This window comes from Pseudofrankia inefficax, from assembly GCF_000166135.1.
In the GTDB taxonomy this organism is placed as follows: Bacteria; Actinomycetota; Actinomycetes; order Frankiales; family Frankiaceae; genus Pseudofrankia; species Pseudofrankia inefficax.
Genome location: NC_014666.1, coordinates 4,021,030 through 4,044,526, shown reverse-complemented (window position 1 = coordinate 4,044,526; position 23,497 = coordinate 4,021,030). Strand labels below are relative to the sequence as shown.

The following is a 23,497-nucleotide window of genomic DNA, read 5'->3' as shown; positions in this document are numbered from 1 at the left end:
TCACGGCTTCGCGGGGTCACGGCTTCGCGGGGTCACGGCTTCGCGGGGTCACGGAGGACGCCTCTTCGGCGAGGGGAAGGAAGACAGGTGAAGTCAGGCCTCACGGCGGACCAGGAACTGCTGGTGGCCACGACACGAAAGTTCCTCCAGAACGCGGTCCCGACGGCATTGTTACGCGGGCTGCGCGACACCGCTGACGGCTACCGGCCGGAGTACTGGCAGACCGGAGCGGAACTGGGGTGGACCTCGCTGCTCGTGGCGGAGAAACACGGCGGCGGGACTGTCAGCGGCGACGGCCTGCGCGATCTGGCCCTGGTGGCACGCGAGTTCGGGCGCGCCGCGGCACCGGGGCCGCTGCTGGGAACAAATGTCGTGGCGGCGGCGCTGTCGCGGGCGGGCGGCGATCTCGCTCATTCCGCGCTCGGCCCGCTGGTCTCCGGGGAAGCCGTCGCGGCGTGGTGCCCGGCAGCGCCGGAACTGACCGGGCTGCCTGGAGCGGTCTCCGTTGTCGCCCGGCCCGCGGGACACGACTGGATACTGTCCGGCGGAACCGCTCCCGTCGAGCACGGTTCCCAGGCGAGCCTGTTCCTGGTGACCGCGCGGGTCGGCGCCGGGCTGCTGCAACTGCTCGTTCCCGCTACGAGCGTCGGGCTGGTCATCAGACCGTTGAGCTCGATCGACGTGAGCCGCCGCTTCGCTCAGGTGGACTTCAACGATGTCCACGTGCCGGCGACGAGCATGGTGGGTCAGCCCCTCTCGGCCACGACCGAGATCGAACGTCAGGTGTGCGACGCGCTTGTCATCCAGCTCGCCGAGATGGTCGGGGCGATGGACCGGGCGTTTGACCTGACCGTCGCCTGGGCCGCTGACCGATATTCGTTCGGCCGGCCGCTGGCGTCCTACCAGGCGCTCAAGCACCGCTTCGCCGACATGAAGATGTGGCTGGAGGCCAGCCAGGCGCTTGTCGACGCGCTCACGACCGCGGTCCGTGACGATCTCGGCCAGGCGATCGAAATGGTCAGTGTCGCGAAGTCGTACATCGGCGACCGCGGCCCGGAGCTGTGCCAGGAGTGCGTCCAGCTACACGGCGGAATCGGCCTGACCTATGAGCACGATCTGCACCTCTATCTTCGCCGGGTCGCCCTGTCGAGCACGCTGCTCGGGACACCGCGGCAGCATCGGCTGCGGCTCGCTGATCTGATCGAACGGCGATACATCGAACAGGAGCCGTCGTCTGATGACCGATGAGATCGAGCCGATCGCCGAGTTCCGGTCGCGGGCCCGGCGCTGGATCCGCGCGAACCTGCCGACCCTGACCGCGCAGGACCGAGGGCCGCTCGCCGCCCGTTCCGACGAGCAGGAGCTTGCCGAGGTCGCCGAGGAGCGGCGGTTGCAGCGGCTGCTCTGGGACGGAGGATTCGCCGGCATCTGCTTCCCGAAGGAGTACGGCGGACTAGGCCTGACTCCCGGGCACGCAGCGGCGTTCGGCAGGGAACTCGCGGGCCACCGATATCCGATGCGGATGCAGGTCCCGACGATGACGCCGTGCGCGGCCATCCTGCTCGAATTCGGCACCCACGACCAGAAACTGGCGCACATCCCGGCGATCCTGCGCGGCGAGGAGCTCTGGATGCAGTTCCTCTCGGAGCCCGGTTCGGGCTCGGATCTCGCCAGCGTGCGGACCAGCGCCGAGCGCCAGGGGGACAGCTGGGTCCTCAACGGATCGAAGATCTGGACGACAGGTGCCTGGTGGTCCGACTGGGCCCTGTGCCTGGCGAGGACCAACTGGGACGTTCCGAAACACCGCGGGCTGACCGTCTTCATGCTGCCCATTCACCAGCCGGGCATCGAGGTCTCGCGCATTGAGATGATCAACGGCAACAAGGAGTTCTGCCAGGAGTTCCTGACGGACGTTGTCGTGCCGGCGGACGCCTGCGTCGGCCCTGTCGACGACGGTTGGAGCGTGGCGACCCGGTGGATGTTCCACGAACGAACCATTCACTCCTCGCCGCTCACTTCGCGACCGGATTCCGCCGACGTTGGCGGTGGGCCATCGGTCGGCGCCGGCGCCGACATGCTCCGCCTCGCGGAACTGGTCGGCAGGCGCCACGACCCGACCGCTCGTGAGCTCGTCGCCGAGGCCCATGTCCTTCGTCTCGTGTCGCGTGAACTCGACCGCCATGTGCAGACCGCCATCGCCCATCATGAGGCGTCCGACCAGCTCGCATCCGTGAGCCGGCTGATGCACGGCGAGGTGGAGTCGCGGCTCGCCACCATTGGCTTCGAGCTGGCTGGTCGCCATGCCGCCGTCTGGGCCGACGACGACGATGACCAGGTACGCAGCCAGGGCACCGGCTACCTGGTTCGCCAGCTGATGAGCATCGCCGGCGGCACCACCGAGATGGCACGCAACGCCGTCGCCGAGCGGGTACTCGGCATGCCGCGGGAAGCAGCGCCTGACCGTGGCCTCCCCTTCCGGGACGTGCGGCACACGCCGTCCGTCCGCAGCGAGCCGACGAGCTGAGCGGAGAGCGTCCCGAAAGGAGTTATCTCGACACCGGCCGGCCACCGGAACCGGGTGTGGAGGCAGCGCCTCCCGCCGCCGGGAACGTGAGGCCGGCGAACATCCGGTAGAGGACGGCGACGATGGCCTCCTCGTCGAAGACCTCCGGGTGGGACGTCAGGTAGTAGCTGACGCGCTCGAGCATGCCGACCGCGGCCAGCGAAGCGACCGCGGGATCCGCACCGGCGGGCAGCCGATGGCGCACCAGTTGCTCAAGCCCGGCCATCAGGCCCTCGAAGACGTTGTCCGCCATCGACTGCATGAGCGCATCTGGATCATGGGCCTCGAACCAGATGCGCACCACCGGCCCATAGCGCTGGTAAACCCGCACAAAATCACGAAGCCACCGCGACAGGCTCTCCTCGTCGAGAGAGGTACTCAGCAGAGAAAGCGCCACGATAAGCGTGTCGAGTTCCTCGGCGCATTCACGCGCGAGCCGGTGAAGGAGCGCCTCCTTGTTTTTGAAGTACAGGTAGAAGGTACCGTGGGAGACCTCCGCGGCAGCCGTGATGTCGTCCACCCGGGCCGCCAGGTAGCCGCGGCGCGCGAACACCAGCAGGCCCGCGTCCAGCAGCCGACGGACCATCCGTGCCCCGCCAGGGGTCTCCTCCCGCGAGTTCGACGGTCGCCTGGCCAGGGCCCGGCGGCCCGCCGCGGGGCCGGTCGGCTCCTCGTTCGTGCGCTCCGTCATGCGTGCTCGCGGCTCCTCCTCGGCAGGTCGGCACTATGCTACGGGTGTGGCGGAGCGGGTAACACAGCGACGAAACACCGCTGGTCCGGGCAGCGCGATCGGCGACCGAGGTCAGCACACAAAGCGACGGCTCGTCGAGGCCGCCACGAAGGTGTTCGCCCGTCGCGGGTTGCACGGAGCTCGCATAGAAGAGATCGCCGCCGTCGCCAAGGTTTCCCGTGGCGCGTTTTATCAGTATTTCGACAGCAAGGACTCCGTTTTCACAGAGGTCCTCCACGAGGTGGAGAAGGACGTCCTGGACACCTTCGCGTCTCTTCGTGAGGTCACCGCGGATCTCGATGGCTATCAGGCGATCCAGGATTGGATCGACACCTATCTCACGGTCTGCGACAAGTGGCTTCCGATGCTACGCGTCTTCGTCGAGAACGAGAGCCCGGACAGCCCGCACGGGCATTTCGGCGCGCAGCTTGTGACCAAGTCAGCCCAGCTGCTCGCCCGCCGCCTGCGAGGCGGCCTCCCGCCGGAGGTCGACTCTCATCTCACCGCGGTCGCGCTGCTCGCCATGGTGGATCGGTTCAGCTATGCGTCCGCCGCCTACCATCTCGACGTCGGCCGCGTGACCGTCGTCCACACCCTGGCGGTGGTCGCCTTCCGCATGGTTCACCCCGAGGTGGATCTCGACGCGCGTCCTTTGCCGCTGCCCGCGGCGAGCTAGTCTCCGGTTTCCCGCCATCCGATCTGGGCTTCCGGAAGGCGCTGGGTCAGCCGCGCGCCGCCACCAGCTCGACCCGCTGCCCGTCCGGATCCCGGATCATCAGAACCCTGTCCGGAGCGGGCGTTCCAGGTAGCACCTCGCCCCCGTACGCCTCGACCTGGCGCGCGACAGCGGCGAGGTCCGATACGCGCAGCGACAGGTGCGTGAGGCCTGGCTCATCGAACCGACGGCGGGGTGGAGGCAGGCCCACGGGACGGTCGAAGTGCAGCAGCTCGAGGACCAGACCGTCGAGCCGCAGGTAGACGGCGGTGAGGTTGGCGGGCGCCTCGACGTCGAGCAACGTCGTCACCATGTCGTCGGGAACGGTCAGCTCCCTCTCGTAGGTGAACCCGAGAAGTCCCTCATAGAACCGGCGAGCCCGGGCCAGGTCGCTGACGCAATGGCCGACATGGCCAAACGCCGTGATCACCCGCGGCCGCCGGACCCGGCGTCAACCTCGACGAGGACATCGCCGTTGGCGAGGGTGGTCGCCGCATCGCCGGGCGCCAGGACCAGTGTCGTGAAGCGGCTCTGCACGAGCGCCGGTCCATGGATCACCGGACCCGGGCGGACCGCGTCGCCGTCATAGACCGGCGCGTTGTCGTGCCATTCGCCGCCGGCGTAGAGCCGACGGTGACCGATCGGGCTCGGTGGTTCGCTCGAGGGCTCGAGCTCGGCCAGCCGCGGCTGGTCCACCAGGCCGGTCGCCACCAGCCGGATGCCGCGAACGACGGGCTCCTGCGAGCGAGCCTCGATGAGCCTGGCCTCCTCGTTGGATCGGTGGAACGTTTCGACAGCCTCCGCGACGGCCTCGGCGCGAATGGGCTCGTCACCGCGGCGTTCCAGCGGGATTCCCACGTCGAACGTCTGGCCCGGATAGACCAGGTTGAGCCGCCATTCCAGGCGGATCCGGTCGGTCGTCAATCCAGCCGCGGTCAGTTCTCCGTTCGCCCGGTCGGCGAGTTCGTCAGCCAGGGCGGTAAGTCTGTGCAGATCGATCTCGCGCCAGGGGCCGACCAGGGTGCGCGCGTCGTCAATCATGTGATCAGCGGTGAGCAGGCCGAGGGCCGAAAGCCCTGGCGCGGCTCTGGGAACGAGAACACGACGCATCCCGAGAGCCGCCGCGTGCGCGGTCGCATGCACAGCGCCCATGCCGCCGAACGCGACAAGGTCCAGCCGGCGGGGATCGACGCCGGCCAGGGACAGCACGCGGCGAACGGCGTCACACATGTGGGCATCGACGATGTTGACCACCGCGACGGCGGCCTGTTCGACGTCCAGGCCCAGACTCGCGCCGACGTCGGCGAGGGCAGCACGCGCGCCTTCGACGTCCAGGGCCAGGCGGCCGCCCCAGAACGCCTCCGGGTCGAGGCGGCCCAGCACCAGGTCCGCGTCCGTGACGGTCGCCTGGGTACCACCCCTGCGGTAGCAGACCGGGCCGGGGACGCTGCCCGCCGACTCGGGGCCGACCTGCAGCGACCCGTCAAGGGCCCTGGCCACGGAGCCGCCACCGGCGCCGACCGAGTGCACATCGACCATCGGCAGGGCGATGCAGTAGCGGTGCCGCCAGTTCCAGTCGCTCGTCACCTCCGGACGGCCGCCCCGGATCAGGCACACGTCATAGCTGGTTCCGCCCATGTCGATGCTGACGACATCACCGAGCCCGGTGGCCCGCGAGGCCTGGGCGGCGGCGACCACGCCCCCCGTCGGGCCCGAACTGATCGTCGCCAACGCGCGGGCACGGATCTGGCTGGGTGTGGCTACTCCCCCTGAGCTCGTGGCGAGCAGCAGTTCGCGGCCGTACCCAGCCTCCAGCAGGCGCCCTTCGAGCCGGTCAAGGTAACGAACGATCGGCGGACCGACATAGGCGTTGACGAGGGTGGTCGACGTACGTTCGAATTCTGGCGGCTTGGGCCAGACCTCGTGCGACAGCGAGATCAGCTCGACGTCCGGGTACTCGTCGCGGATGATCTCCCGAGCGCGCAGCTCATGAGCGGGATTGACATACGAGTGCAGGAAAACCACGGCGATGGACGTGACGCCGAACGCGCGCAGCCGGGCGGTGGCCTTGCGCACCGACTCCTCGTCCAGCGGAGTGTCGACGTCGCCCGACGGGGTCAGCCGTTCGCGGATCTCAAGCCGGACCCGTCGCCGCGCGATCGGCGCCGGCGCCGGGAAGGCCGGGTCCCAGATCTCCTCCTTGAAGCAACGCCGGAACTCGATCTCGTCCCGGAATCCCTCCGTCACGAGCAACCCGGTCGAGGCTCCCGACATTTCGATCATCGTGTTGTCGGCCGCCGTCGTCCCGTGAACGATCGACTCCGTGTCGGCGAGCAGTGCGGGACTGTCATCCAGACCCTCGGCGCGCGCGAGGCGGAGTAACCCGGCCAGCACGCCCTCCGACTGATCGTGCGGCGTCGTCGGGGTCTTCTCCACGACGAGTGAACCGTCGGGACGGAGTAGGACGCAGTCGGTGAAGGTTCCGCCGACGTCGACGCCAATCCGGTAGCCGCTCATGCAGCATCGCCTCTCATTGAGCCGGGGCGCTGGTCGCCGGCGAGCTTGGACCGAAGTTCCACCGTCGCCGGCTCGTCGAGGGCGAGGTCCATCGCTTCGACCGAGCCGGTGACCACGACGCCGTAGTCCTCCCGGGCGCCGTCGACGGACACGTACTCGTCCCACACGTCATCGAGGACCGCCTGGGGATCACGGAGCAACGGATCGCCCCAGCCGCCACCGCCTCCGAACCTGTAGACGAGTTGATCGCCCGTATGCAGGAGATGGTTGGTGACGACGGGCGAGACGACGGCCTCACGCTCGGTGCCCGCGCTCAGCAGGCATGAGTCGGGAGCTCCCGAACGCCCGCCCGCGATCCCCGGATGGACATGCCGCTGGTTGACGACGTACTGATTGACGTACGTCGGCGTGCGGGCCTCTTTGATGAAATGACTCCCGCAGGCACCGCGCCACTGGCCGGGTCCACCCGAGTCCGTCACATAGTTGCGACCGCGCAGGAGATGCGGGAAGATCGTTTCGTTGAGCTCGGCCGATGCCTTGATGAGGTTCCCGCTGGCGGCCGCGAGTGCTCCCCAGCCGTCCACACCCTTGACCGCGTTGACCCACCCGGCATTGACCTCGCCGCCGTGGTCGAAGAAGGGCCGGCCGGTGCGCGGGTCGTGGTCACCCCACATCTGGCGCGGGCTGCCGTACTTGTAGGTCTGCGGTGAACACCGGTCGGGGAGGATCTGGGCCATCGCGATCGCGATCGCGTCGCTCACCTCGACGCCCGGGTGGTGCGTCCCGCTGCTGACCGGCTTTCCTTCCGTCGGGTTCAGGCAGCAGCCGACGGGTACCCGCAGGTCGACGCACTCGAAGAACCCCTCGTTCTTGGGGATGGTCGAGTCGACGAGGCTGGCGAGCTGGGCGATCGCGTTCCCCCGGGTGTTGCCGAAGGTGGACCAGGCCGCGATCTCAGGCCTCGTGTCGGAGCCGGCGAAGTCGACGGTCAGCCGATCACCGTCCACCGTCACGGCGACGTGCACATGGATGTCGGTGTTCCCCTGCGGGTCGCTGTCGACATACACGTCGGCCTCGTAGGTGCCGTCCCGCCACTGGGCGATCTCCCGCGAGAACCGGTTCCGCGCGTCCGCGATGGAATGATCCACCGCTGCCCGGACCGTCGCGGCGCCATGCAGCTCGATGATGTCCGTCAGCCGCTGAGCGCCCAGCTGCGCCGCCCCGACCTGCGACCGCAGGTCACCGATGAAGCCGGGGAGTCGATTGTTGGCCCGCATCGTCAGCACCACGTCACGGCGTTCGACCCCGCCATCGATGATCTTCAGCAGCGGATACCGGGTGCCCTCGGAGTAGATGTCCCGGGCGGTCGTGTTGTAGCCACCGGCCACGGCGCCCCCGGTATCGCCGTGATGGCACTGGATCGACGCGATGAGAAGCAGCTCGCCGTCAGCGAAGACCGGAGCGAACACGTTGAAGTCAGGTAGGTGACCTCCGCCATGGTAGGGATCATTCGCCACGATCACGTCACCCGGACGCAGCTCGCCACCGTAGAACTCGATGGCGAAGCGGACGGGCAGCGTCGCGCTCAGCATGAACTGTGGGATGCCGACAGACAGCGCGGCTAGCCGGCCCTGGCCGTCGAGGATCGTCGCGTTGCGCTCGTTGCTCTGGTTCAGGATGGGCGTGGTCGCCGTTCGCGAGACATAGGTGGCCATCTCGAAGCAGACGGTCTCCATCGCCGAACGAATCACCTCGGCGCTCACCAGGTCGATGGTGTCGGTCGTCATGTGCCCTCCCTCTTCAGGCGCCGCGGTCGCGACGGGCGGCCTGACCCTCACGCAGCTACGAGCCAGTTTCGGACGTTCGCGTCAGCCTAGACCCAGCCTAGAGGAGCTGGCCAGCGAAGAGCACGGGGGTGGTCCTGGACGCTCGGCTCCGGCCACGCGTCCAGTCAGGGTGGGGCCGCCCGCATCGGAGCCGCGCGGCCGATCTCAGCGGGTTCCTTGGTCCGATCTGGTCGCGACCACGCCGTGAACGAGCGCCACAGAAGACCCTTCTGGCCTGCAGAAACAACCGGATGTTCGAAGATCGCCAGCCCTGACCACCCGCGCGCGGAAGGGCCGCGCGACGTGATGGGAGCCTCGCCGCCGCGACCAGCCAGCTCGGCTCTCGGACCCCAGTAATGATCATGCCGAGGCCGGAGCACGCGAGATCCCCGTTCGGCCGACCCGAGGAACGATCATCCGAGGAGGGACGTATCTGACGATCGTGTCACTGTGTCTGTCGGGGGTGCCGCGAATCGGCGAGCCCGCCCACCGCCGGCTGGCCGAGCAGAACGGAGGAGCGGCCGTTGCGGACGAACTCCGCGGCCAGCCGATCCGCATCACGCTCGGTCATCTGCACGTAGTTCGCCGAGGCGCGGGGGTCGGGTCGCCACCAGATGATGTCGGCGGCCCAATCAGCCGGAAGCCAGCGGAGCGCGCGCAGGCGCTGCCTATCGATCTTGTTCGTGCCGGTGACGGGCAGCCTGCCGATGACGCGCACAAACCGCGGAGCCCATTTCGTCCCGAGATCCCGCTGGTCGGCGAGGAAGGCGGCGAACTCGCTCGGGTCAAACGACGCGGGATCGGCCATCTCGACCGTCGCCATGACCTGGTCACCGGAGTGTGCGTCCGGTACGCCGTACACCGCGACGCCGCTCGCGCCCGGGAGCCGCTCCATGATTCGTTCTACGGATGACGCGGCGAAGTTCTCGCCGTCGACCCGGATCCAGTCACCCTGTCGCCCCGCGAAGAAGAACCATCCCTCCGAGTCACGGTATCCAAGATCACCCGAGAAGAACCATCCGTCGCGAACCCGCTCGGCCTGCGCCTGATCGTTGTTGTAGTAACCCTCGAACGATGCTCCGACGTCGCGGCGGACAATCTCGCCGATGGCCTCGTCCGGATTCAGGACGCGGCCGTCCGCGTCAATGACCGCCGGCACGCGCTCCACCCTTGTTCGTGGATCGACCACGGCTATGTCGGCGTTCCCAACCGGCTTCCCGAGCGAGCCGGGAGGGGCGCCGCGCCGAGGGTGCAGGACAATCGTTCCCTCGCTCGATCCATACCCCTCCACGACCCGGCAGCCGAAGCGCTGACGGAATGCCTCGGCGTCGCGCGGCGACGCCTCTGGCGCGAGAACCAGCTTCAGCGTCGTGTGAGCGTCGTCCGGCGAGGGCGGGGTGGCAAGCACGTACGAGAGCGCCCGGCCCACGGTGTTGAAGAAGGTGACCCGGTTGGCCAGGACGTCGGGCAGGAAGCCCGTGGCGGAGAATCGTCGCCGAAGTACGATCCGGGCACCCGACGCCAGCGCGGGAACCCAGCAGCTCGCCAACGCATTGCCGTGAAATAGCGGCATCGCGCAGTACAGGACGTCCTCTGTGGAGAAGCCGAGTGAACCTGTGCGCGCCAATCGCTGGTGGCTGACCCGCACCGCTTTCGGTGCTCCGGTCGATCCCGAGGTGAAGATAAGCATGAACAGGTCTTCGGGCTCAACCGGGTCTTCGGTGAGGGCGACGTCGCTGGCGGCGAGGCGCACCGCCCACGCTGGGTCCGTCACGTCGAGGACTCGGTCCCTCGGCAGGGCGACGTCGAGCTCATCGAGCAACGTGGCCCGCCGCTCGTCGGTGACGATCAACTGGCAGTCGGTATGGCGGATGTCCCGTTCGAGCTCGGTTCCACGCCGCGTCGGGTTGATCCCGACGACCGTCGCCCCGGCGAGTGCCGCGCCACCCAGCAGGAAGAGGAAGTCGGGCACGTTCTCCAGCAGCACCCCGATGTGAAACGGGCCGTCCCTCCTCAGCGACCGCAGGACATGAGCCCGCTGAGCCGACGCTCGCGTCACCTCCTCCCAGGTCCATGATCGGTTCTCGAATACGAGTCCGATCCGCTGGTCACCAGCCCTTCCGAGAACAAGATCTTGAACGGATCGCGCCCGGTGTGACACTTGCGTCATGCGTAGGACCGTATCGCCTGCCGAGCCACGACGCAGCCGGGCGACAGCCCCCTCGGGTCGCGCCGGCTCCTGGCAGGCCCCCCAGACGGCGGGCCCGCGCGCTCCGATGATCCGGTCAGGTGCCGATCCGTCTGGTGACCGGAGGTCTGCCTGAGACACGGCAGCGGCGACCGGGGCGGCGGGGGGTCGCGCTCAGCGCCTGGCCATCGCGACCCGGTTCAGGCGTGACGCCTCACGGCCGGGTGGCAGGGAGACCTGTCCGCGGCGGCCGTCGGGGCCACGCCACCGGGGCCGAACGAACCGTAGAGAGGGCCGGCACCCAGCGGACAACCCGCTTCGGCCAGCTCGCGGGCCTGCACCGGGTTCCTGATACCGGTGGCGACCACCGTGAGGCCAAGCCGCGAGGCGACGCCCAAGACCGCCTCCCGGACTATTCGAGTGCGGGTGGGAGCCGACGTGGCGTCGGGATCCGTGAAGCACCGGTCCAGCCTGATGATCTCGACAGGTGGGTTGTTGTGCCATCCGCCGAAAGCACTTGCCATCCCGCCGACGCCGTCGAGGGCGAGGCGGATGCCGGAGTCGACAATGCGTTGCAGCATGCGGGCCGCGGCAGTCAGGTCGACGACTCCACCGGAATTGGCGAGCACGAGAATGATCGCTCGATGGGAGACGCTCCAGTCGGCCAGGAGACGCCCGACGTCGGCTGGCTGCTTGTCCAGGCCCCGGCCTACCGGCACTCTGACGAAAACCGGGTCCGGCTCGGGGAGTCCCTGCTCGGCGACGTCGCGACAGACCTCGCGAAGCACCCGGCCGACAAGCGTCATGGTCAGGCCTGCCTCGTCGGCGATCCGGTCCAGCAGGTCCGGCGCGACCTCCCCGAGCTGATGGTGGTTCCAGAGCGGCACCGCGTCGAGGGCGGACGTATGCCCGGTGCGGAGCTCGACCACCGGGTGGTAAAGGACCTTGACGGTTCCATGACGGTCATCACCGCGCAGTGCCTGTTCCAGGTCGGAGCGGATCTGTGGGGCGGACTCGGCCGTCGTCAGCTCCGGCCGGAAGACAATCAAGCCGCCCTTGCCCTGTCGCTTCGCGGCGTACATCGCCAGGTCGGCGTCGCGCAGCAGGGCATCGGGCTCTGGAGGGGTGGACGAGTCGGCCACGACGAGCCCGAGGCTGGCACCGACCGGATGGGGTTGTCCCTTGAGTGTGGTCGGGGCCCGGATCATCGAGGCGAGCCGCCGGCACAGTGCCTCCGGATCCCTGTGCTCACGCTCGAGCAGGATCGCGAACTCGTCGCCGCCGAGCCGGGCGACGGTGTCACCGGGCCGGACGCCTTCGCGCAGACGTGCCGCGGTAGTCCTGAGCAGCTCGTCACCGGCCGCGTGTCCGAGGGTGTCGTTGACGCGTTTGAAGTCGTCGAGATCGCAGTACACCAACGAGAACGGCCGGTTGTCGCGGAGCGCGAGCGCGCGGTGAAGCCGCTCGGCGAACAGTGTTCGGTTCGGCAGCCCGGTGAGCGGATCATGCAACGCCTGATAGCGCAGTTCCTGCCTGCTGGCCTCGACGGAGGCCAGCAGGCGGGTGTTCTCGCCCAAGGTCATCACCTGGCGGATCAAGACCACCAGCAACAGGCCGACCAGGACGCTTCGCTCGACGCTGTCGATGGCGCTGTTCACGATCAGCTGGATGAGCACCAGCACGCCGGCGGCGCCAAGAGCCAGATACGGCAGAGCGGCGCGCAGCTGGAGGGTCCGCGGGCGTCCGCGGCGGACCGGCGTCCCCGACTCGGGAATCGGGACCAAACCGGCGAGGAGGATCAGAAGCCAGGCCAGGGCAGACACGACATCAACGATCGGTGCCGTGCGGTGCCCACCCGTCGCAAATACGACAAAATAGATGACCGTAGACGCCATCATTCCGCTCAGGCCTGCACCGAGGAGGGCTAGCGCGAACGGCGAGCGGGGCTGCCGGAAAACGGAGAGGAAAACGAGGCTCGCCAGCAGGAGCAGGTATCCCGCCACCGACGCCAAGGACGACACGAGACCCGCCGTGTCGAAATGCCGCATCTCGGCAATTGGTTTCAGAATTGTCAGCCAGGCGAGCAGGAACAGGGCGCCGACCACCACCAGGCTATCCAGCGCGGTAATGACGTACCAATGGAACCCCTCCCTCCTCGGAGAGGAAGCATCCTTCTCTCCGCCGAGTGGGTCGGTCGGGAACGTGAGCACGCCGGCCAGGTACAGCACGATTATCAGCAGGAAGCCGTCGGCGGCCCAGGGCACGTGTGCCGGGATGGCCGTCCCATGTCCGGAAATCCAGCCAATGTGCCAACCTGTCGCCACGGCGGTCGGGATGGCCGCCGCGCCGATCAGAATCCGCCACCTGCGGTCTGCCCCTCGCGCCTTCCACCCCGTCCACCCCAGACTGATCGCCACGGCCAGGCAGGCAACCGCCGAAGCGGACCCGGTGACCATCGCGGCGACACGCGAAGGCAGGGTGAGTGCGCAGATCGTGATAACGAGGATGTACGCGGCACCGATCCAGGAAGCGGTCGTCAACTTCGAGCGATCGCGAGTCCTCATGGCCCACCTCGCCGATGCATGGTCACCACCCTCCGTCGGCCGCCCAAGCCGGAGCACTCGAGACAGACCGACGTTTCCTACCCAGTTACCGGGGCGCTACTGCTCCCGACGAGGCGCCGTCACGTCGCCCCCACGCCCTGCGGGACACTGGCACATCTCACCAACGGCACCTGGAGCGCGCCGGCACTGCGGTGCGGCGCCATCGCCAAGGCGTCCTGACCGGGGTCCGGCGTCACGGCGTCGTCCTGCTCGTGGCGATGGCGTACGTGAGCAGGTCGGACGAGCCAAGCCGGACCGAATCGGTCACACGACACCCTCACGTGGCAGCTTGACCTGCGATGACACGGCGGACGGAACTGCGCGGGCGTCGCGGTCCGGCTCGCTCAGCGTCCGCGGGCGACGGCCCGGCGACTGGCACGACAAATCCGCCGCGCCCGTCAGCGGCTCGCTGATCGCCTACTACCACTGAACCTTGAGGACATCCTCGTCCAGAGGGCTCCTGAAGACCGCTCAGGAGTCCCCTAGACGCGCTCAGAACCCGCGAAGTGGGGGCGGCGTCCCTGAGTAGCGACTGTCAGCGCGTCGGCGGCGGCCCGGACCTGGTCTCCCAGTGTGAGCAGCTCGGCTCCGGTACGGGCCGGCACTCCGGTGTGCCCGGCGGGTGTGAGGAGTAGGCACAGCACGAGGACAACCGCGCCCTCAGCGTCGAACACCGGAGCGTTGACCGCGGAGGCGCGATAACGGGCGGCCGGGTCGACGGTCGCTGGGAGGGCATCTCCGAGGTCGAACCGGTCACCGATGTCGTCGATGATGCGCCGCAGAAGGGCGGCTTGCGCTGCGTTGCGCTGGTCCTCGTCCAGTTCCGCGGCGAGCGAGCCGAGGCGCTCACGCATCCGGTTCTCGACCTCAAGCGCCCAGCCACGGTCGCGGACAGCAGCGAGCCCGGGCGCCACCCGAGCCAGTGCGTCCGGCGGCCGGTCCGCGCCTAGCCGAGCGAGCCATCGATCGATGGTGGCGTCGTCGGTCCACGCGACGCAGACCGAGGCCAGCGGCGGCTGGATGGGTATCCGCTGGCCTAGACGGATGCCACCGTAGGCGCTCGTCAGCAGGTCAGCGCCCGCGCCGGCCGCGGCGTCGAGACCGGGCTGGCCGATCTCCGCGATCATGAGGTCGTCGTGCGCGCCCGGGATCGCGCCGGCGACGAGCGCGAGGCACAGCATTCCCGTGCTCTCGGCGACCTCCCGGACGACCGGCCGCGCGGCGTCGATCACCGGGTGGCCCCGCGCCGCGACGCGGCCCGCGGCCACGAGCGAAGGCCCCAGCCTGTAGGTGTGTCGCCGGGGGTGGCGCAGAAGCCAGCCACGTTGCGCGAGGGCAACCACCATCGGATGAACCGTGGCTTTGTTGACGCCGACCGACCGAGCGATGTCGGCGAGCGTGAGGCTTTCGTCGGGTCGAGAGGCCAGCAGCTCGAACAGGTCGAGAAGCCGCTCCGTCTGGGGCGAGGGTCTGGTCATAACGCCCTGACGATAGCCGGCACGGACCAGCCGTTGCACAGTCCAACCGAGAGGCTGGGCATTGCATCCCGGACGCTCCTCGACGCTCCTCGACGCTCCTCGACGCTCTCGGCGGACCTGCCCTCAGGTGCACCGACGAGCCCGCGCGTGGCGAACCGCCGCGATGCCTCGCCCGCCGTTCCGGTGCGAGCGCCGGCTTGACGATCACCGTGCGATCCCCGTCGCCCGTCCTCAGCCGGGCGACGGCAGCCTCGACGCCGTCGAGGCCGACGACGCACTCGTCCGGGCCTGGGGGTGGGTTCGTCCACCTCGATCGTCTCGACGTGGTGATCCGCGGCAAAGGGCGGTGGCCCGCCTCGGTATCGGAGGCGCTCCGGGCGCCTCCCGGGTTGTCGCGCGACCCACGGGTCTCGACAGCCGGGCCCGTCCGAGCGGCGCGAACGGCGTACGACCTTCGCCTCCGTCTGCATAATGCAACCGTTGATTTGGCGGTTGCACCTCTGCGAGACTGGGCGCGCCAGCCCCGGCCCGTGACCGCAGGAGATCCGCCTGACGCCTCGGACCGAGATCACTCGCCTGGCCTCGCGCCAGCGGAGATGCCACCGACCCTAGGGAGTCCCGGCCTATGGACCCCGCCTGCCACACCGATCGATGATCGTCACGGCCGCGGCCGCCAGTCAGGATCGTTGGCTCACGCCCACCGCCAGCGCCTGAGCATTGCTTCGACGCGGCGAGGTCCTTCCCGGAGGGCCGGTACGTCCGGTCGTGGACCCGGGCCGAGTTGCGCTCATGGGTCGCGACCTGGACGCGCTGGACCCTCGTCCGCCGGGGTCGGGCGCCCCCACGGGTTGCCCCGCATCCCAGCGCCTGAGTTCGATATCTCGGCACCAACTGCTTCTGGAGGTTTCTGGCGTGTTCACGCTGCGCTTCGACATGCGGGCTCCGGAGACCGGCGCCCCTGCCACCGAGTTATACGCCGCGGCCCTGGAGATGGCGTCCTGGGCGGAGTCCCGTGGCTGCCTGTCGGCCGTGCTCTGTGAGCATCACATGGCCAGCGACGGCTACCTGCCGGCGCCCCTGACGCTGGCCAGCGCGATGGCCGCCCGCACCAGCACGCTGCCAATCATGATCGCGATCGTCATCCTCCCGCTGCACGACCCGGTCCAGCTCGCCGAGGAGATGGCGGTCCTCGACATCATCAGCAAGGGCCGCGTCATGTACGTCACCGCCATCGGGTACCGCCCTGCTGAGTACGAGATGTACGGCGTCGAGTACCGTCGCCGCGGCAAGATCGCCGACGAGAAGCTCGACGTGCTTCTCCGGGCCAAGACCGGCGAAGCCTTCGAGTACCAGGGCCGGCGGATCCAGGTCACTCCCGCGCCGGTGACGTCCGGCGGCCCGATGGTCTCCTGGGGTGGCGGCAGCATCGCCGCGGCGCGGCGGGCCGGCCGCAACGGCGTCGGGTTCTTCGCCCAGAAGGGCGACCCCGAGCTTCAGGTCGCCTACGTCGAGGCCGCCCGCGCCGCCGGTCACGAGCCCGGCATGTGCGTGCTGACGCCGGAGGACGCCCCGACGACGATATTCGTCGCCGAGGACGTCGACGCCGCCTGGGAGGAACTCGGCCCATACCTCATGCACGACGTGCGTAGCTACGCCGCGTGGAACGAGGGCAACACCGACACCGCCAGCCTGTCGTTCGTCGAGACGGCCGAGGAACTCCGCAAGGAGAACCGCAGCCACCGGATCCTGTCGGTGCCCCAGGCCATCGAACACGTACGGGCCGGCGCGCCGCTCGGGCTGCATCCGCTCATCGGCGGCCTTCCGCCGGAGATCGCGTGGCGCTACCTGAAGGTCGTCGACGAGCAGGTCATGCCCGCCCTCGCCCGGTGACTCCCGCTCAACCAGTCGAGCGGGAGATCTGACGACAGCTCTCCGATGAAAGGAAGAATGTTGCCGTTACGAGTCGTTCAGTGGACTACGGGCATCGTCGGCCGCAGCGCGGTTCGCACGGTCCTGGCCCATCCGGACCTCGAGCTCGTCGGGTGCTTCTCGTGGAGCGCCGACAAGGCCGGCAGGGACGTCGGCGAGCTGTGCGGTATCGGCCCGGTCGGGGTGGTGGCCACCGACAGCGTCGAGGAGATCCTCGGGCTGCGCCCGGACGCGGTGCTCTACATGCCGCTGCACTGGCGGGTCGACGACATGGTCCGGCTGCTGGAAGCGGGCATCAACGTCGTCTCGACCGCGAACTTCATCACCGGCCGGTCCTACGGCGACGACGACATGCGCCGTCTCGACGACGCCGCCAAACGCGGCGGGGTGTCCCTCTACGGCACCGGCATCAACCCCGGCTACGCCAACGCCCTCGGCCTGATGGCCACCGCCGTGTGCCGCCGGGTGGACCGGGTGTCCGTCCTGGAATCCGTCGACTGCACGGCTTACGCCTCACCACAGACCTGGCTGGAGACCGGCTTCGCCGTCCCGCCCGACACACCCGGTCTCGCCGAGCTCGCGAAGAGCCGCCAGCTCGTCTTTGTCGACGCCGTCGAGATGATGGCCGAGGCCCTGCGCGTCACACTGGATGACATCGTCTACACACCGGAGTTCGGTGTCGCCACCGAGGACCTCGACCTCGGCTACATGAAGATCGCCAAAGGCCACGTCTGCGGACTCAAGGGCCTGTGGTCCGGGCGGGTCGGTGGACGGTCCGTCATCGAACTCGGCCTCGTCTGGCGGCTCGGCTACGCCATGGAACCCGACTGGCCCATCGAGGAGGGCTACGTCATCGACGTCGACGGCGAGCCGTCGGTCCACTCCACGTTCACGGTCCGCTACGACACCCTCGGCGTCGACTTCGGCATGCCCACCGCCAACCCCGCCGTCAACGCCATCCCCCACGTCGTCGTCGCGGCTCCCGGCCTGGTGACCGTCGACGAACTGTCGATGATCACCGCCGCCGGCCTCGCCGGAACGGGTGCCTGACAGCCGCGACGCGTCGAGGGGCGCCCAGCGGGACGGCGAGGACGACGCCGCTGGCCGCGACGCCGGCACCACGGGCCGCGGCGAAAACCGCACAGGTTCTCGGCGCGGTCACCAGTCGCACGGCAGCGCCTAGCTCACGGCAGCACCAGTCTCACGGCAGCAGTGTGGGCGGAATGAGCAGAAGGCGGTCGACGGGTACTGCCGATGGGTGGCTCGTGCGCCCGGACCGCCGGGCCCCATGGCGTTCGTTCAATATAAGGAGAGGTGAGAATCCTATGAGTTCGACGCAGGAAGGTCGCGCGCTGATGAGCCTGGTGGAACTGCAGGCCCGAGAGGCCATCAGAAGGCTTATCTCGCTTTACGGGCAGCTCTTGGATGATCTTCGCCTCGAGGAGTGGGGGCACCTCTTCACCGAGGATGCGATCTGGCGAATTCCGTTGGTCACCTTCGAGGGCAGGGCAGCCATCGTCGAGGGCGTCGGGGCGATGGAGCCGGCCGAGCCCGGGCGGACCAAGCACCTCAGCCTCGATCCCGTGATCGATTTCGAGTCGGCGACACGAGCGCGAGTCTGGACCGACCAGATCGCGCTGCAATGTCCGGCGGAGACCTGGACCGTCGTGGCCGCCGGGCGTTATTACGACGTTGTCGAGTTCGACGGGACAGCCTGGCGGTTCGTCAGCCGAGAGGCCGACGTGCGGTGGCCACCGGGAAGCGCGGGACTGGCGGGTCTCGTTCCCGTTCCCGCCCGCTGAGCGAACGAGATCGCGATGACCCTGCGCCAGCTCCAGGTCAATCGTGCGGGACAGACCATCGATCTGTTCGTCAAAGCGATCGATCGGGCTGGCCGGCGCCGTGCTCCCTGTCCGGTTCGGGGGTATTTGCGCCCTGGAGCACTTGTGCGGCATTGACCGGCGCTGTGGTGGACGCGCTCACGCGCCGCTCGCCGCCGGAGAGCCCTCGGTGGCGGCGAGCGGCGGGGGTCGCGGACGAACACGGTGATCTCTCAGGTTGTGGGGCCACGGCGCGCGGGGATGTGGCGTTCGCGGTGGTGTTCTTCGTGGAGGTCGTGGCGGCGGGCGTGGAGAAGCTGGTCGAGGGTGATGACGCCGGCAGGTCGGGCCGGCTCGCCGCGGTGGGTGACGGTGGCGCGGGTGACGCTGTGGTGAGCGAGCGCGTTGGCGACTTCACGCAGGGTGTTGTCGGTGTGGACGACGACGAGGAGCGGCGCTTCCGGGTCCGGCGTCCGCATCTCGGGTGTCATGACCTGGTGGGCGTAGAACGCGTCGAGGGGGTCGGTGGTGTATTCGCGGGTGAGGTGGAGCCCGCGTCGGGCGATCTTCTCGGTCAGCACGGATCGTTTGAGCAGGAGCGCGGACAGGGTGTAGGCGCTGATGGAGGCGACGAGCAGGGAGGGGGCGTCGTTCCAGGCGTGGGTGAGTTCGAGGGTGAACACGACGCCGGTCAGTGGGGAGCGCATGACCCCGCCGACGACGGCGGCCAGGCCCGCCATGGCCCAGAAGCCGGGGAACACGGTGGGTAGCGCCATGCCTTCCAGCGCGCCGAGCGCCCCACCGATCATGAAGACGGGAGCGAGCACCCCGCCGGAGGTGCCCGAGCCGAGGGAGAGAGACCAGATCGCGGTCTTGACGAGCAGGATGCCGACGATCAGGGACAGCGCGGCGCGGCCGGTGAGCAGGCTGTCGATGACGTCGTAGCCGACGCCGAGCGCGCGGGGCTCGACGAGTCCGCCGGCGCCGATGATCGACCCGCCGATCGCGGGCCACCACATCCAGTGAACGGGAAGGCAGGCGAAGGCGTCCTCGGCCGCGTAGACCAGCCGGGTGGCGGCGATCGCGAGCAGGCCGCCGGTCAGGCCGGGGATGAGCGCGAGGGCCTGCGCACCGGCACCGGGCCGGACGAGGTCGGTGACGGGGAAGACCGGGGCGGTGCCCAGCAGTGGGCCCCGACAGATGACCGCGGTGGACACGGCCGCCGCGACGGGGATCAGGCTGCGGGGCCGCCACTCGAAGAGCAGGAGCTCGACGGCGAGCAGCACCGAGGCGAGCGGGGCGTTGAAGGTGGCGGCCATCCCACCGGCAGCGCCTGCCACGAGGAGCGCCTTGCGCTCGTCGGCGGACAGCGACAGGGTCTGCGCCAGGATCGAGCCGACCGCCCCGCCGGTCATGATGATCGGGCCTTCGGCGCCGAACGGGCCGCCGGTCCCGATGCTGACCGCCGCGGAGACGGGCTTGAGGACCGCGACCCGGGGCGAGACCCGGCTGCCGCCGACGAGGATCGCCTCGATGGCCTCGGGCATGCCGTGCCCGCGGATCCTCTCCGAGCCGAACCGGGCCAGCACCCCGACGACGAGCCCACCGGCGATCGGCGCGGACAGCACCAGCCAGGCCGGCTGGTGGCCGCCACCCGGGCTGACCAGGGTGGCCGCCGCCCGGTGGTAGAAGACCAGGTTTGTGATCAGCCCGATCAGGCGCAGCAGAGCGAACGCGGCCAGCGCGCTCGCCGCGCCGACCGGCACCGCGACGGCGGCCACGAGCAGAACCCGCGGCGTCAGGGTGAAGTCGCCCAGGTGCGGCGCGCGGCCGCGTTCGGCGCCGCGGACGGTGGCGGTCACAGCGGTAGCGGGCTGGTCGCCGCCGCGACGCTGGTCTGCGCGGCCCGCTGGGTAACCGCGCGGGCCGCCCGCCGGACGTCCTCGCGCTGGTCCGGCTCCATCCGGTCGAGCACGGCTTCCAGGAGCGCGTGGCGTCGGTTGAGCACGGCGGTTACCAGGTCTCGTCCCGCGTCGGTGACCTCGACGGTGACGACACTGCGGTTCGCCGGGTCCGCGCCGCGCGCGACGTGTCCGGATGCCTGCAGCCGGTCGACGAGACGCGTGACGGAGGAGGCGACCATGCCCAGCTCCGCGGCCAGCGCGGACGACGGCACCCGGCCCAGCGCGTCGAGGGTCAACAGCGCGCGGAACCGCGGCACAGTGAGCGCTCCGTCCAGAGCGTCCAGGCTCGCCAGCGTGATCCCGACCAGCGCGCGGGTCAGCTGTTCGAGCGCGGCGACGTCCTCGGGCGGTTCGATTCGCCCCGGCGCGCCTCCAGTTCTCTTCACAGACGCAAGTCTTGTCTAGTGCAAGTGTTCGGTCAAGCTGAACGAGACGGGTCGATGGTGGTCACGAGTGGTCGGGCAGATGAGACCGCCAGGCGGTCAGTTTTCGACCGGGGCCGACCCCGACCAGCGAATACGCGACGGAGCCGATCTTGAAGCAGTCCCACTTCCCAGACAGGCCCTAGTGGACGGCCGCGGCGGGGTGGTGGTGGGCCGCCAGCGCTCCGGAGATCTGATCGATGGCGCCAGGCACGGGGGCGGCCGCGTCGGTGCCAATGTCGACGGTCCGGTTGCGGGAGTCCACGTGCACGATCCGGGGAGCGAAGGTGGCGACCTCGCGGTCGTCGACCTGCCGGAACGCCATGATGATCACAAGGTCTCCGGGTGAGATCAGGCGTGCCGCGGCGCCGTTGATGCCGATGACGCCTGACCCGGCGGGGCCGGCGATGACGTAGGTGGTGAGCCGTGCGCCGTTGTCGATGTCCACGACCTGGACCTGTTCACCCTCGACCAGGTCGGCGCCCGTGAGCAGGTCCTGATCGATCGTGATCGAGCCGACGTAGTGCAGGTCGGCCTGCGTGACGGTGGCACGATGGATCTTGCTTGAAAGCAGGGTCCGGTACACGAGAGGCTCCCTGGGGAACGGTCGGGCGGGTCCACGGGCTGGGGGCATGCGGCCTTCGGCGAGTCACCCGGCAGAGACAGGCCAATGTGCAGAGACAGGCCAATGTACTGAAACTCGCGCGGCGGGTTCGGGTCGAGCCACCGCGGCCCTGGAAGGCCGCGGCGCCCGTTCACGGCCGAAGAACGTCACGGGTTCTGGCGGTTCAACAGGTGACGGCCGGTGACGAACGGCAGATCGGCATGGTTGACGATGCCGGGCCTGGCCGCGACGACGTGGGGAATAGCGTTGATCGCGGGCATCGCAGTCGGGCCTGCCGAGGCGAAGTGCGCGCTGCCGATCGGCGCGAGGCGCACCTGGACGCCCGGGTCGCCCTCGATCTCGAGGACGTAGCCGTCCTCGACGGGCCAGTTGGGCGTCATCTGGTCGCCGACCTTCCATACGAACCGGCACTCGATCACCGACCGGCCAGCGGAGATCCCGGCGATCACGCCCTTGAAGCCGGAGATCTCGCCCTCCTTCAGCCGCATGAAGCCGAAGTCGACATCCCGCGTGGCGGCGGCGAACTCGGCGGTGAACCGCACCTCGTCGAGGTCGACGGTCAGCGCGTGCGCGAGGACGCGGATCTGCTCCTTGAACGACCCGCAGTTGACCTCGATCATCCCGGGCGCGGCCGGGTCGTCGGGCCGCAGGCCGATGCTCATGGCCCGGAACATCCGCTCGTTGGCGTAGCCGCTCATGTCGAGCGACTCCAGGATCGAGATCCGGTCGATCCGGGTGCACATCGCGCTCGCCGCGAGCACGGACATGCCCATGTGGCCCGGGTAGACCCCAGTCGTGTAGAGCGAGGATCCGCCGCGCTCGCAGGCCGCCGCGAGCCGGTCCCTGACGTCCTCGCCGTAGCCCGCGCCCGCGAGCATGTACATCGTGGACACGATGTTCACGCCGGCCGAGAGGATCCGGTCGAGGTGGTCGAAATCCGGCCGGAAGGCCATGTAGGCGACGCAGTCCGGCTTCAGCGCCAGCAGCGCGTCCACGTCGTCGGTCGCCGTGATCCCGATCGGCGCGATCCCGGCGAGCTCGCCGACGTCGCGGCCGACCTTGTCCGGCGAGTAGGCGTAACAGCCGACGAGCTCCAGCGCGGGATGTCCGACGAGCCCGCGCACGGCGGCGGAGCCTGTCTTCCCGGTCGTCCACTGGACGACGCGTAACTTCCGCACAGCGTCTCCCTTCCGTGTCCGGGCGTTCCTACCGGGCCTGCCGCTCGGGCGGCCGGGTCGAGGTCTCCATGAGCGCCCGCCAGGTCAGCGTCACCTCGCCGCGCGGCATCGCCAGCGACCTGGTCGTGATCCACTCGTCGAGGGGCTTGGACCAGGTCACCGGGCCGTTCGGCAGCCCGTCGTACAGCGCGATCGCGACCTGCTCGGGCTCGGTCGGGTTCACCAGGGCGTTGCGCATCCGGTCGAGCAGGTCCTCGGAGTCGGCCCTGTCGCACAGGGCCGGGTCGAGGGTGTCCTTGAAGGCGTTGAAGTTCGGCGACGCGGTCGCGCCGACGAGCATCGCGGTGACGTCCACGCCCTGGTCGCCCAACTCGCCCCACAACGATTCGGCGAGGATCCACTCGAAGGCCTTGCCCGCGTTGTAGGTGGCGCTGGTGACGGCGCCCTGGGTGCCACCGGTCGAACTGACCAGCGAGATCCCGCCCCGGCCGCGCGCGACCATCCTGGGCGCGAACAGGTTGAGCAGGATCAGCGGCGTCGCGCAGTTCGCCCGCACCGACCGCAGCTGCAGCTCCAGCGGGTGGGTGAGGAACAGCCCGATCGGCGCCACCGCCGCGTTGTAGACGAACAACCCGATCTCCAGGTCGTCCGTCGCGGCAGCGACGATCTCGCCGATCTCCGGGTCGGTCAGGTCCGCGGCCAACTCGCGCACCTCGACACCGTGCGTCGCGCGCACCTCCGCGGCGGTCGCGGCCAGCGTCTCGGCGCCGCGGGCGTTCATCACCACGTTCAGCCCGCGGGCCGCCGCCTCCAGCGACAACGCCCGGCCGATACCCATCGACGCGCCGGCGATGAAGGCCCAGGGCCCGTACTTGTCCTTGAACATGTCTGTCCTACCGATCCGTCGGCGCCGGTCGGCGCGCAGGGGGCTTGCGGTCT

The 23,497-nt window shown here is 69.3% G+C and carries 18 protein-coding genes; 6 read left to right on the top strand and 12 right to left on the bottom strand.

Annotation, left to right across the window (positions count from 1 at the left end; all coding sequences use genetic code 11):
* Positions 1 to 87 precede the first annotated feature (87 nt).
* The gene (locus tag FRAEUI1C_RS16410) at positions 88 to 1,248 is read left to right on the top strand and encodes an acyl-CoA dehydrogenase family protein (protein ID WP_013424431.1); all 1,161 of its coding nucleotides are present in this window, start codon (positions 88 to 90) and stop codon (positions 1,246 to 1,248) included.
* Positions 1,238 to 2,524 carry an acyl-CoA dehydrogenase family protein gene (locus FRAEUI1C_RS16405; protein ID WP_013424430.1) on the top strand — a complete coding sequence of 429 codons (1,287 nt, stop codon included), beginning with the start codon at positions 1,238 to 1,240 and terminating at the stop codon, positions 2,522 to 2,524. The genes FRAEUI1C_RS16410 and FRAEUI1C_RS16405 overlap by 11 nt, the downstream gene beginning before the upstream one ends.
* Positions 2,525 to 2,546: 22 nt before the next feature.
* Here FRAEUI1C_RS16405 and FRAEUI1C_RS16400 read toward each other — a convergent pair whose 3' ends face one another.
* The gene (locus tag FRAEUI1C_RS16400; RefSeq protein WP_157734958.1) at positions 2,547 to 3,149 is read right to left on the bottom strand and encodes a TetR/AcrR family transcriptional regulator; all 603 of its coding nucleotides are present in this window, start codon (positions 3,147 to 3,149) and stop codon (positions 2,547 to 2,549) included.
* A gap of 151 nt (positions 3,150 to 3,300) precedes the next feature.
* On the opposite strand from FRAEUI1C_RS16400, the gene FRAEUI1C_RS16395 reads away from it, so the two are divergent.
* The gene (locus tag FRAEUI1C_RS16395; protein ID WP_157734957.1) at positions 3,301 to 3,969 is read left to right on the top strand and encodes a TetR/AcrR family transcriptional regulator; all 669 of its coding nucleotides are present in this window, start codon (positions 3,301 to 3,303) and stop codon (positions 3,967 to 3,969) included.
* A 46-nt stretch (positions 3,970 to 4,015) separates the two neighbouring features.
* Here FRAEUI1C_RS16395 and FRAEUI1C_RS16390 read toward each other — a convergent pair whose 3' ends face one another.
* The 6 genes from FRAEUI1C_RS16390 to FRAEUI1C_RS16365 form a co-directional block, all read right to left on the bottom strand.
* The gene (locus FRAEUI1C_RS16390) at positions 4,016 to 4,438 is read right to left on the bottom strand and encodes a VOC family protein (protein ID WP_013424427.1); all 423 of its coding nucleotides are present in this window, start codon (positions 4,436 to 4,438) and stop codon (positions 4,016 to 4,018) included.
* Positions 4,435 to 6,525 carry a hydantoinase/oxoprolinase family protein gene (locus tag FRAEUI1C_RS16385; RefSeq protein ID WP_013424426.1) on the bottom strand — a complete coding sequence of 697 codons (2,091 nt, stop codon included), beginning with the start codon at positions 6,523 to 6,525 and terminating at the stop codon, positions 4,435 to 4,437. The genes FRAEUI1C_RS16390 and FRAEUI1C_RS16385 overlap by 4 nt, the downstream gene beginning before the upstream one ends.
* Positions 6,522 to 8,312, bottom strand: a complete 1,791-nt coding sequence (locus FRAEUI1C_RS16380) for a hydantoinase B/oxoprolinase family protein (protein ID WP_013424425.1) — start codon at positions 8,310 to 8,312, stop codon at positions 6,522 to 6,524. Before FRAEUI1C_RS16380 ends, FRAEUI1C_RS16385 begins: the two co-directional genes overlap by 4 nt.
* Positions 8,313 to 8,796: 484 nt before the next feature.
* Entirely contained in the window at positions 8,797 to 10,521 is a 1,725-nt protein-coding gene (locus tag FRAEUI1C_RS16375) for an AMP-binding protein (protein ID WP_013424424.1), read from the bottom strand.
* 218 nt (positions 10,522 to 10,739) lie between these two features.
* On the bottom strand, positions 10,740 to 13,079 hold the full coding sequence (locus FRAEUI1C_RS16370; protein ID WP_232425450.1) for a putative bifunctional diguanylate cyclase/phosphodiesterase: 2,340 nt from the start codon (positions 13,077 to 13,079) through the stop codon (positions 10,740 to 10,742).
* Positions 13,080 to 13,624: 545 nt separating this feature from the next.
* Positions 13,625 to 14,620 (bottom strand): helix-turn-helix domain-containing protein, encoded by a 996-nt coding sequence (locus FRAEUI1C_RS16365; protein ID WP_013424422.1) that lies wholly within the window; start codon positions 14,618 to 14,620, stop codon positions 13,625 to 13,627.
* A 912-nt stretch (positions 14,621 to 15,532) separates the two neighbouring features.
* Between FRAEUI1C_RS16365 and FRAEUI1C_RS16360 the strand changes: the two genes are divergently transcribed.
* From FRAEUI1C_RS16360 to FRAEUI1C_RS16350, 3 genes are all read left to right on the top strand, one after another.
* Positions 15,533 to 16,510: an LLM class flavin-dependent oxidoreductase gene (locus FRAEUI1C_RS16360; protein WP_013424421.1), complete on the top strand. Its 978-nt coding sequence runs from the start codon at positions 15,533 to 15,535 to the stop codon at positions 16,508 to 16,510.
* A 57-nt stretch (positions 16,511 to 16,567) separates the two neighbouring features.
* A complete protein-coding gene (locus tag FRAEUI1C_RS16355) occupies positions 16,568 to 17,599 on the top strand; it encodes an NAD(P)H-dependent amine dehydrogenase family protein (protein WP_013424420.1) in 1,032 nt (343 codons plus the stop codon).
* A 275-nt stretch (positions 17,600 to 17,874) separates the two neighbouring features.
* Complete coding sequence (locus FRAEUI1C_RS16350) at positions 17,875 to 18,351, top strand: nuclear transport factor 2 family protein (RefSeq protein WP_013424419.1); 477 nt, start codon at positions 17,875 to 17,877, stop codon at positions 18,349 to 18,351.
* Between the two features lie 251 nt (positions 18,352 to 18,602).
* Here FRAEUI1C_RS16350 and FRAEUI1C_RS16345 read toward each other — a convergent pair whose 3' ends face one another.
* From FRAEUI1C_RS16345 to FRAEUI1C_RS16325, 5 genes are all read right to left on the bottom strand, one after another.
* Positions 18,603 to 20,231, bottom strand: a complete 1,629-nt coding sequence (locus FRAEUI1C_RS16345) for a chloride channel protein (RefSeq protein WP_013424418.1) — start codon at positions 20,229 to 20,231, stop codon at positions 18,603 to 18,605.
* Positions 20,228 to 20,719 (bottom strand): MarR family winged helix-turn-helix transcriptional regulator, encoded by a 492-nt coding sequence (locus tag FRAEUI1C_RS16340; protein ID WP_013424417.1) that lies wholly within the window; start codon positions 20,717 to 20,719, stop codon positions 20,228 to 20,230. Before FRAEUI1C_RS16340 ends, FRAEUI1C_RS16345 begins: the two co-directional genes overlap by 4 nt.
* A gap of 178 nt (positions 20,720 to 20,897) precedes the next feature.
* Positions 20,898 to 21,341: an aspartate 1-decarboxylase gene (panD, locus tag FRAEUI1C_RS16335; RefSeq protein ID WP_013424416.1), complete on the bottom strand. Its 444-nt coding sequence runs from the start codon at positions 21,339 to 21,341 to the stop codon at positions 20,898 to 20,900.
* Between the two features lie 185 nt (positions 21,342 to 21,526).
* Entirely contained in the window at positions 21,527 to 22,558 is a 1,032-nt protein-coding gene (locus tag FRAEUI1C_RS16330; RefSeq protein ID WP_013424415.1) for an NAD(P)H-dependent amine dehydrogenase family protein, read from the bottom strand.
* 28 nt (positions 22,559 to 22,586) lie between these two features.
* Entirely contained in the window at positions 22,587 to 23,444 is an 858-nt protein-coding gene (locus FRAEUI1C_RS16325; RefSeq protein ID WP_013424414.1) for an SDR family NAD(P)-dependent oxidoreductase, read from the bottom strand.
* Positions 23,445 to 23,497 lie beyond the last annotated feature (53 nt).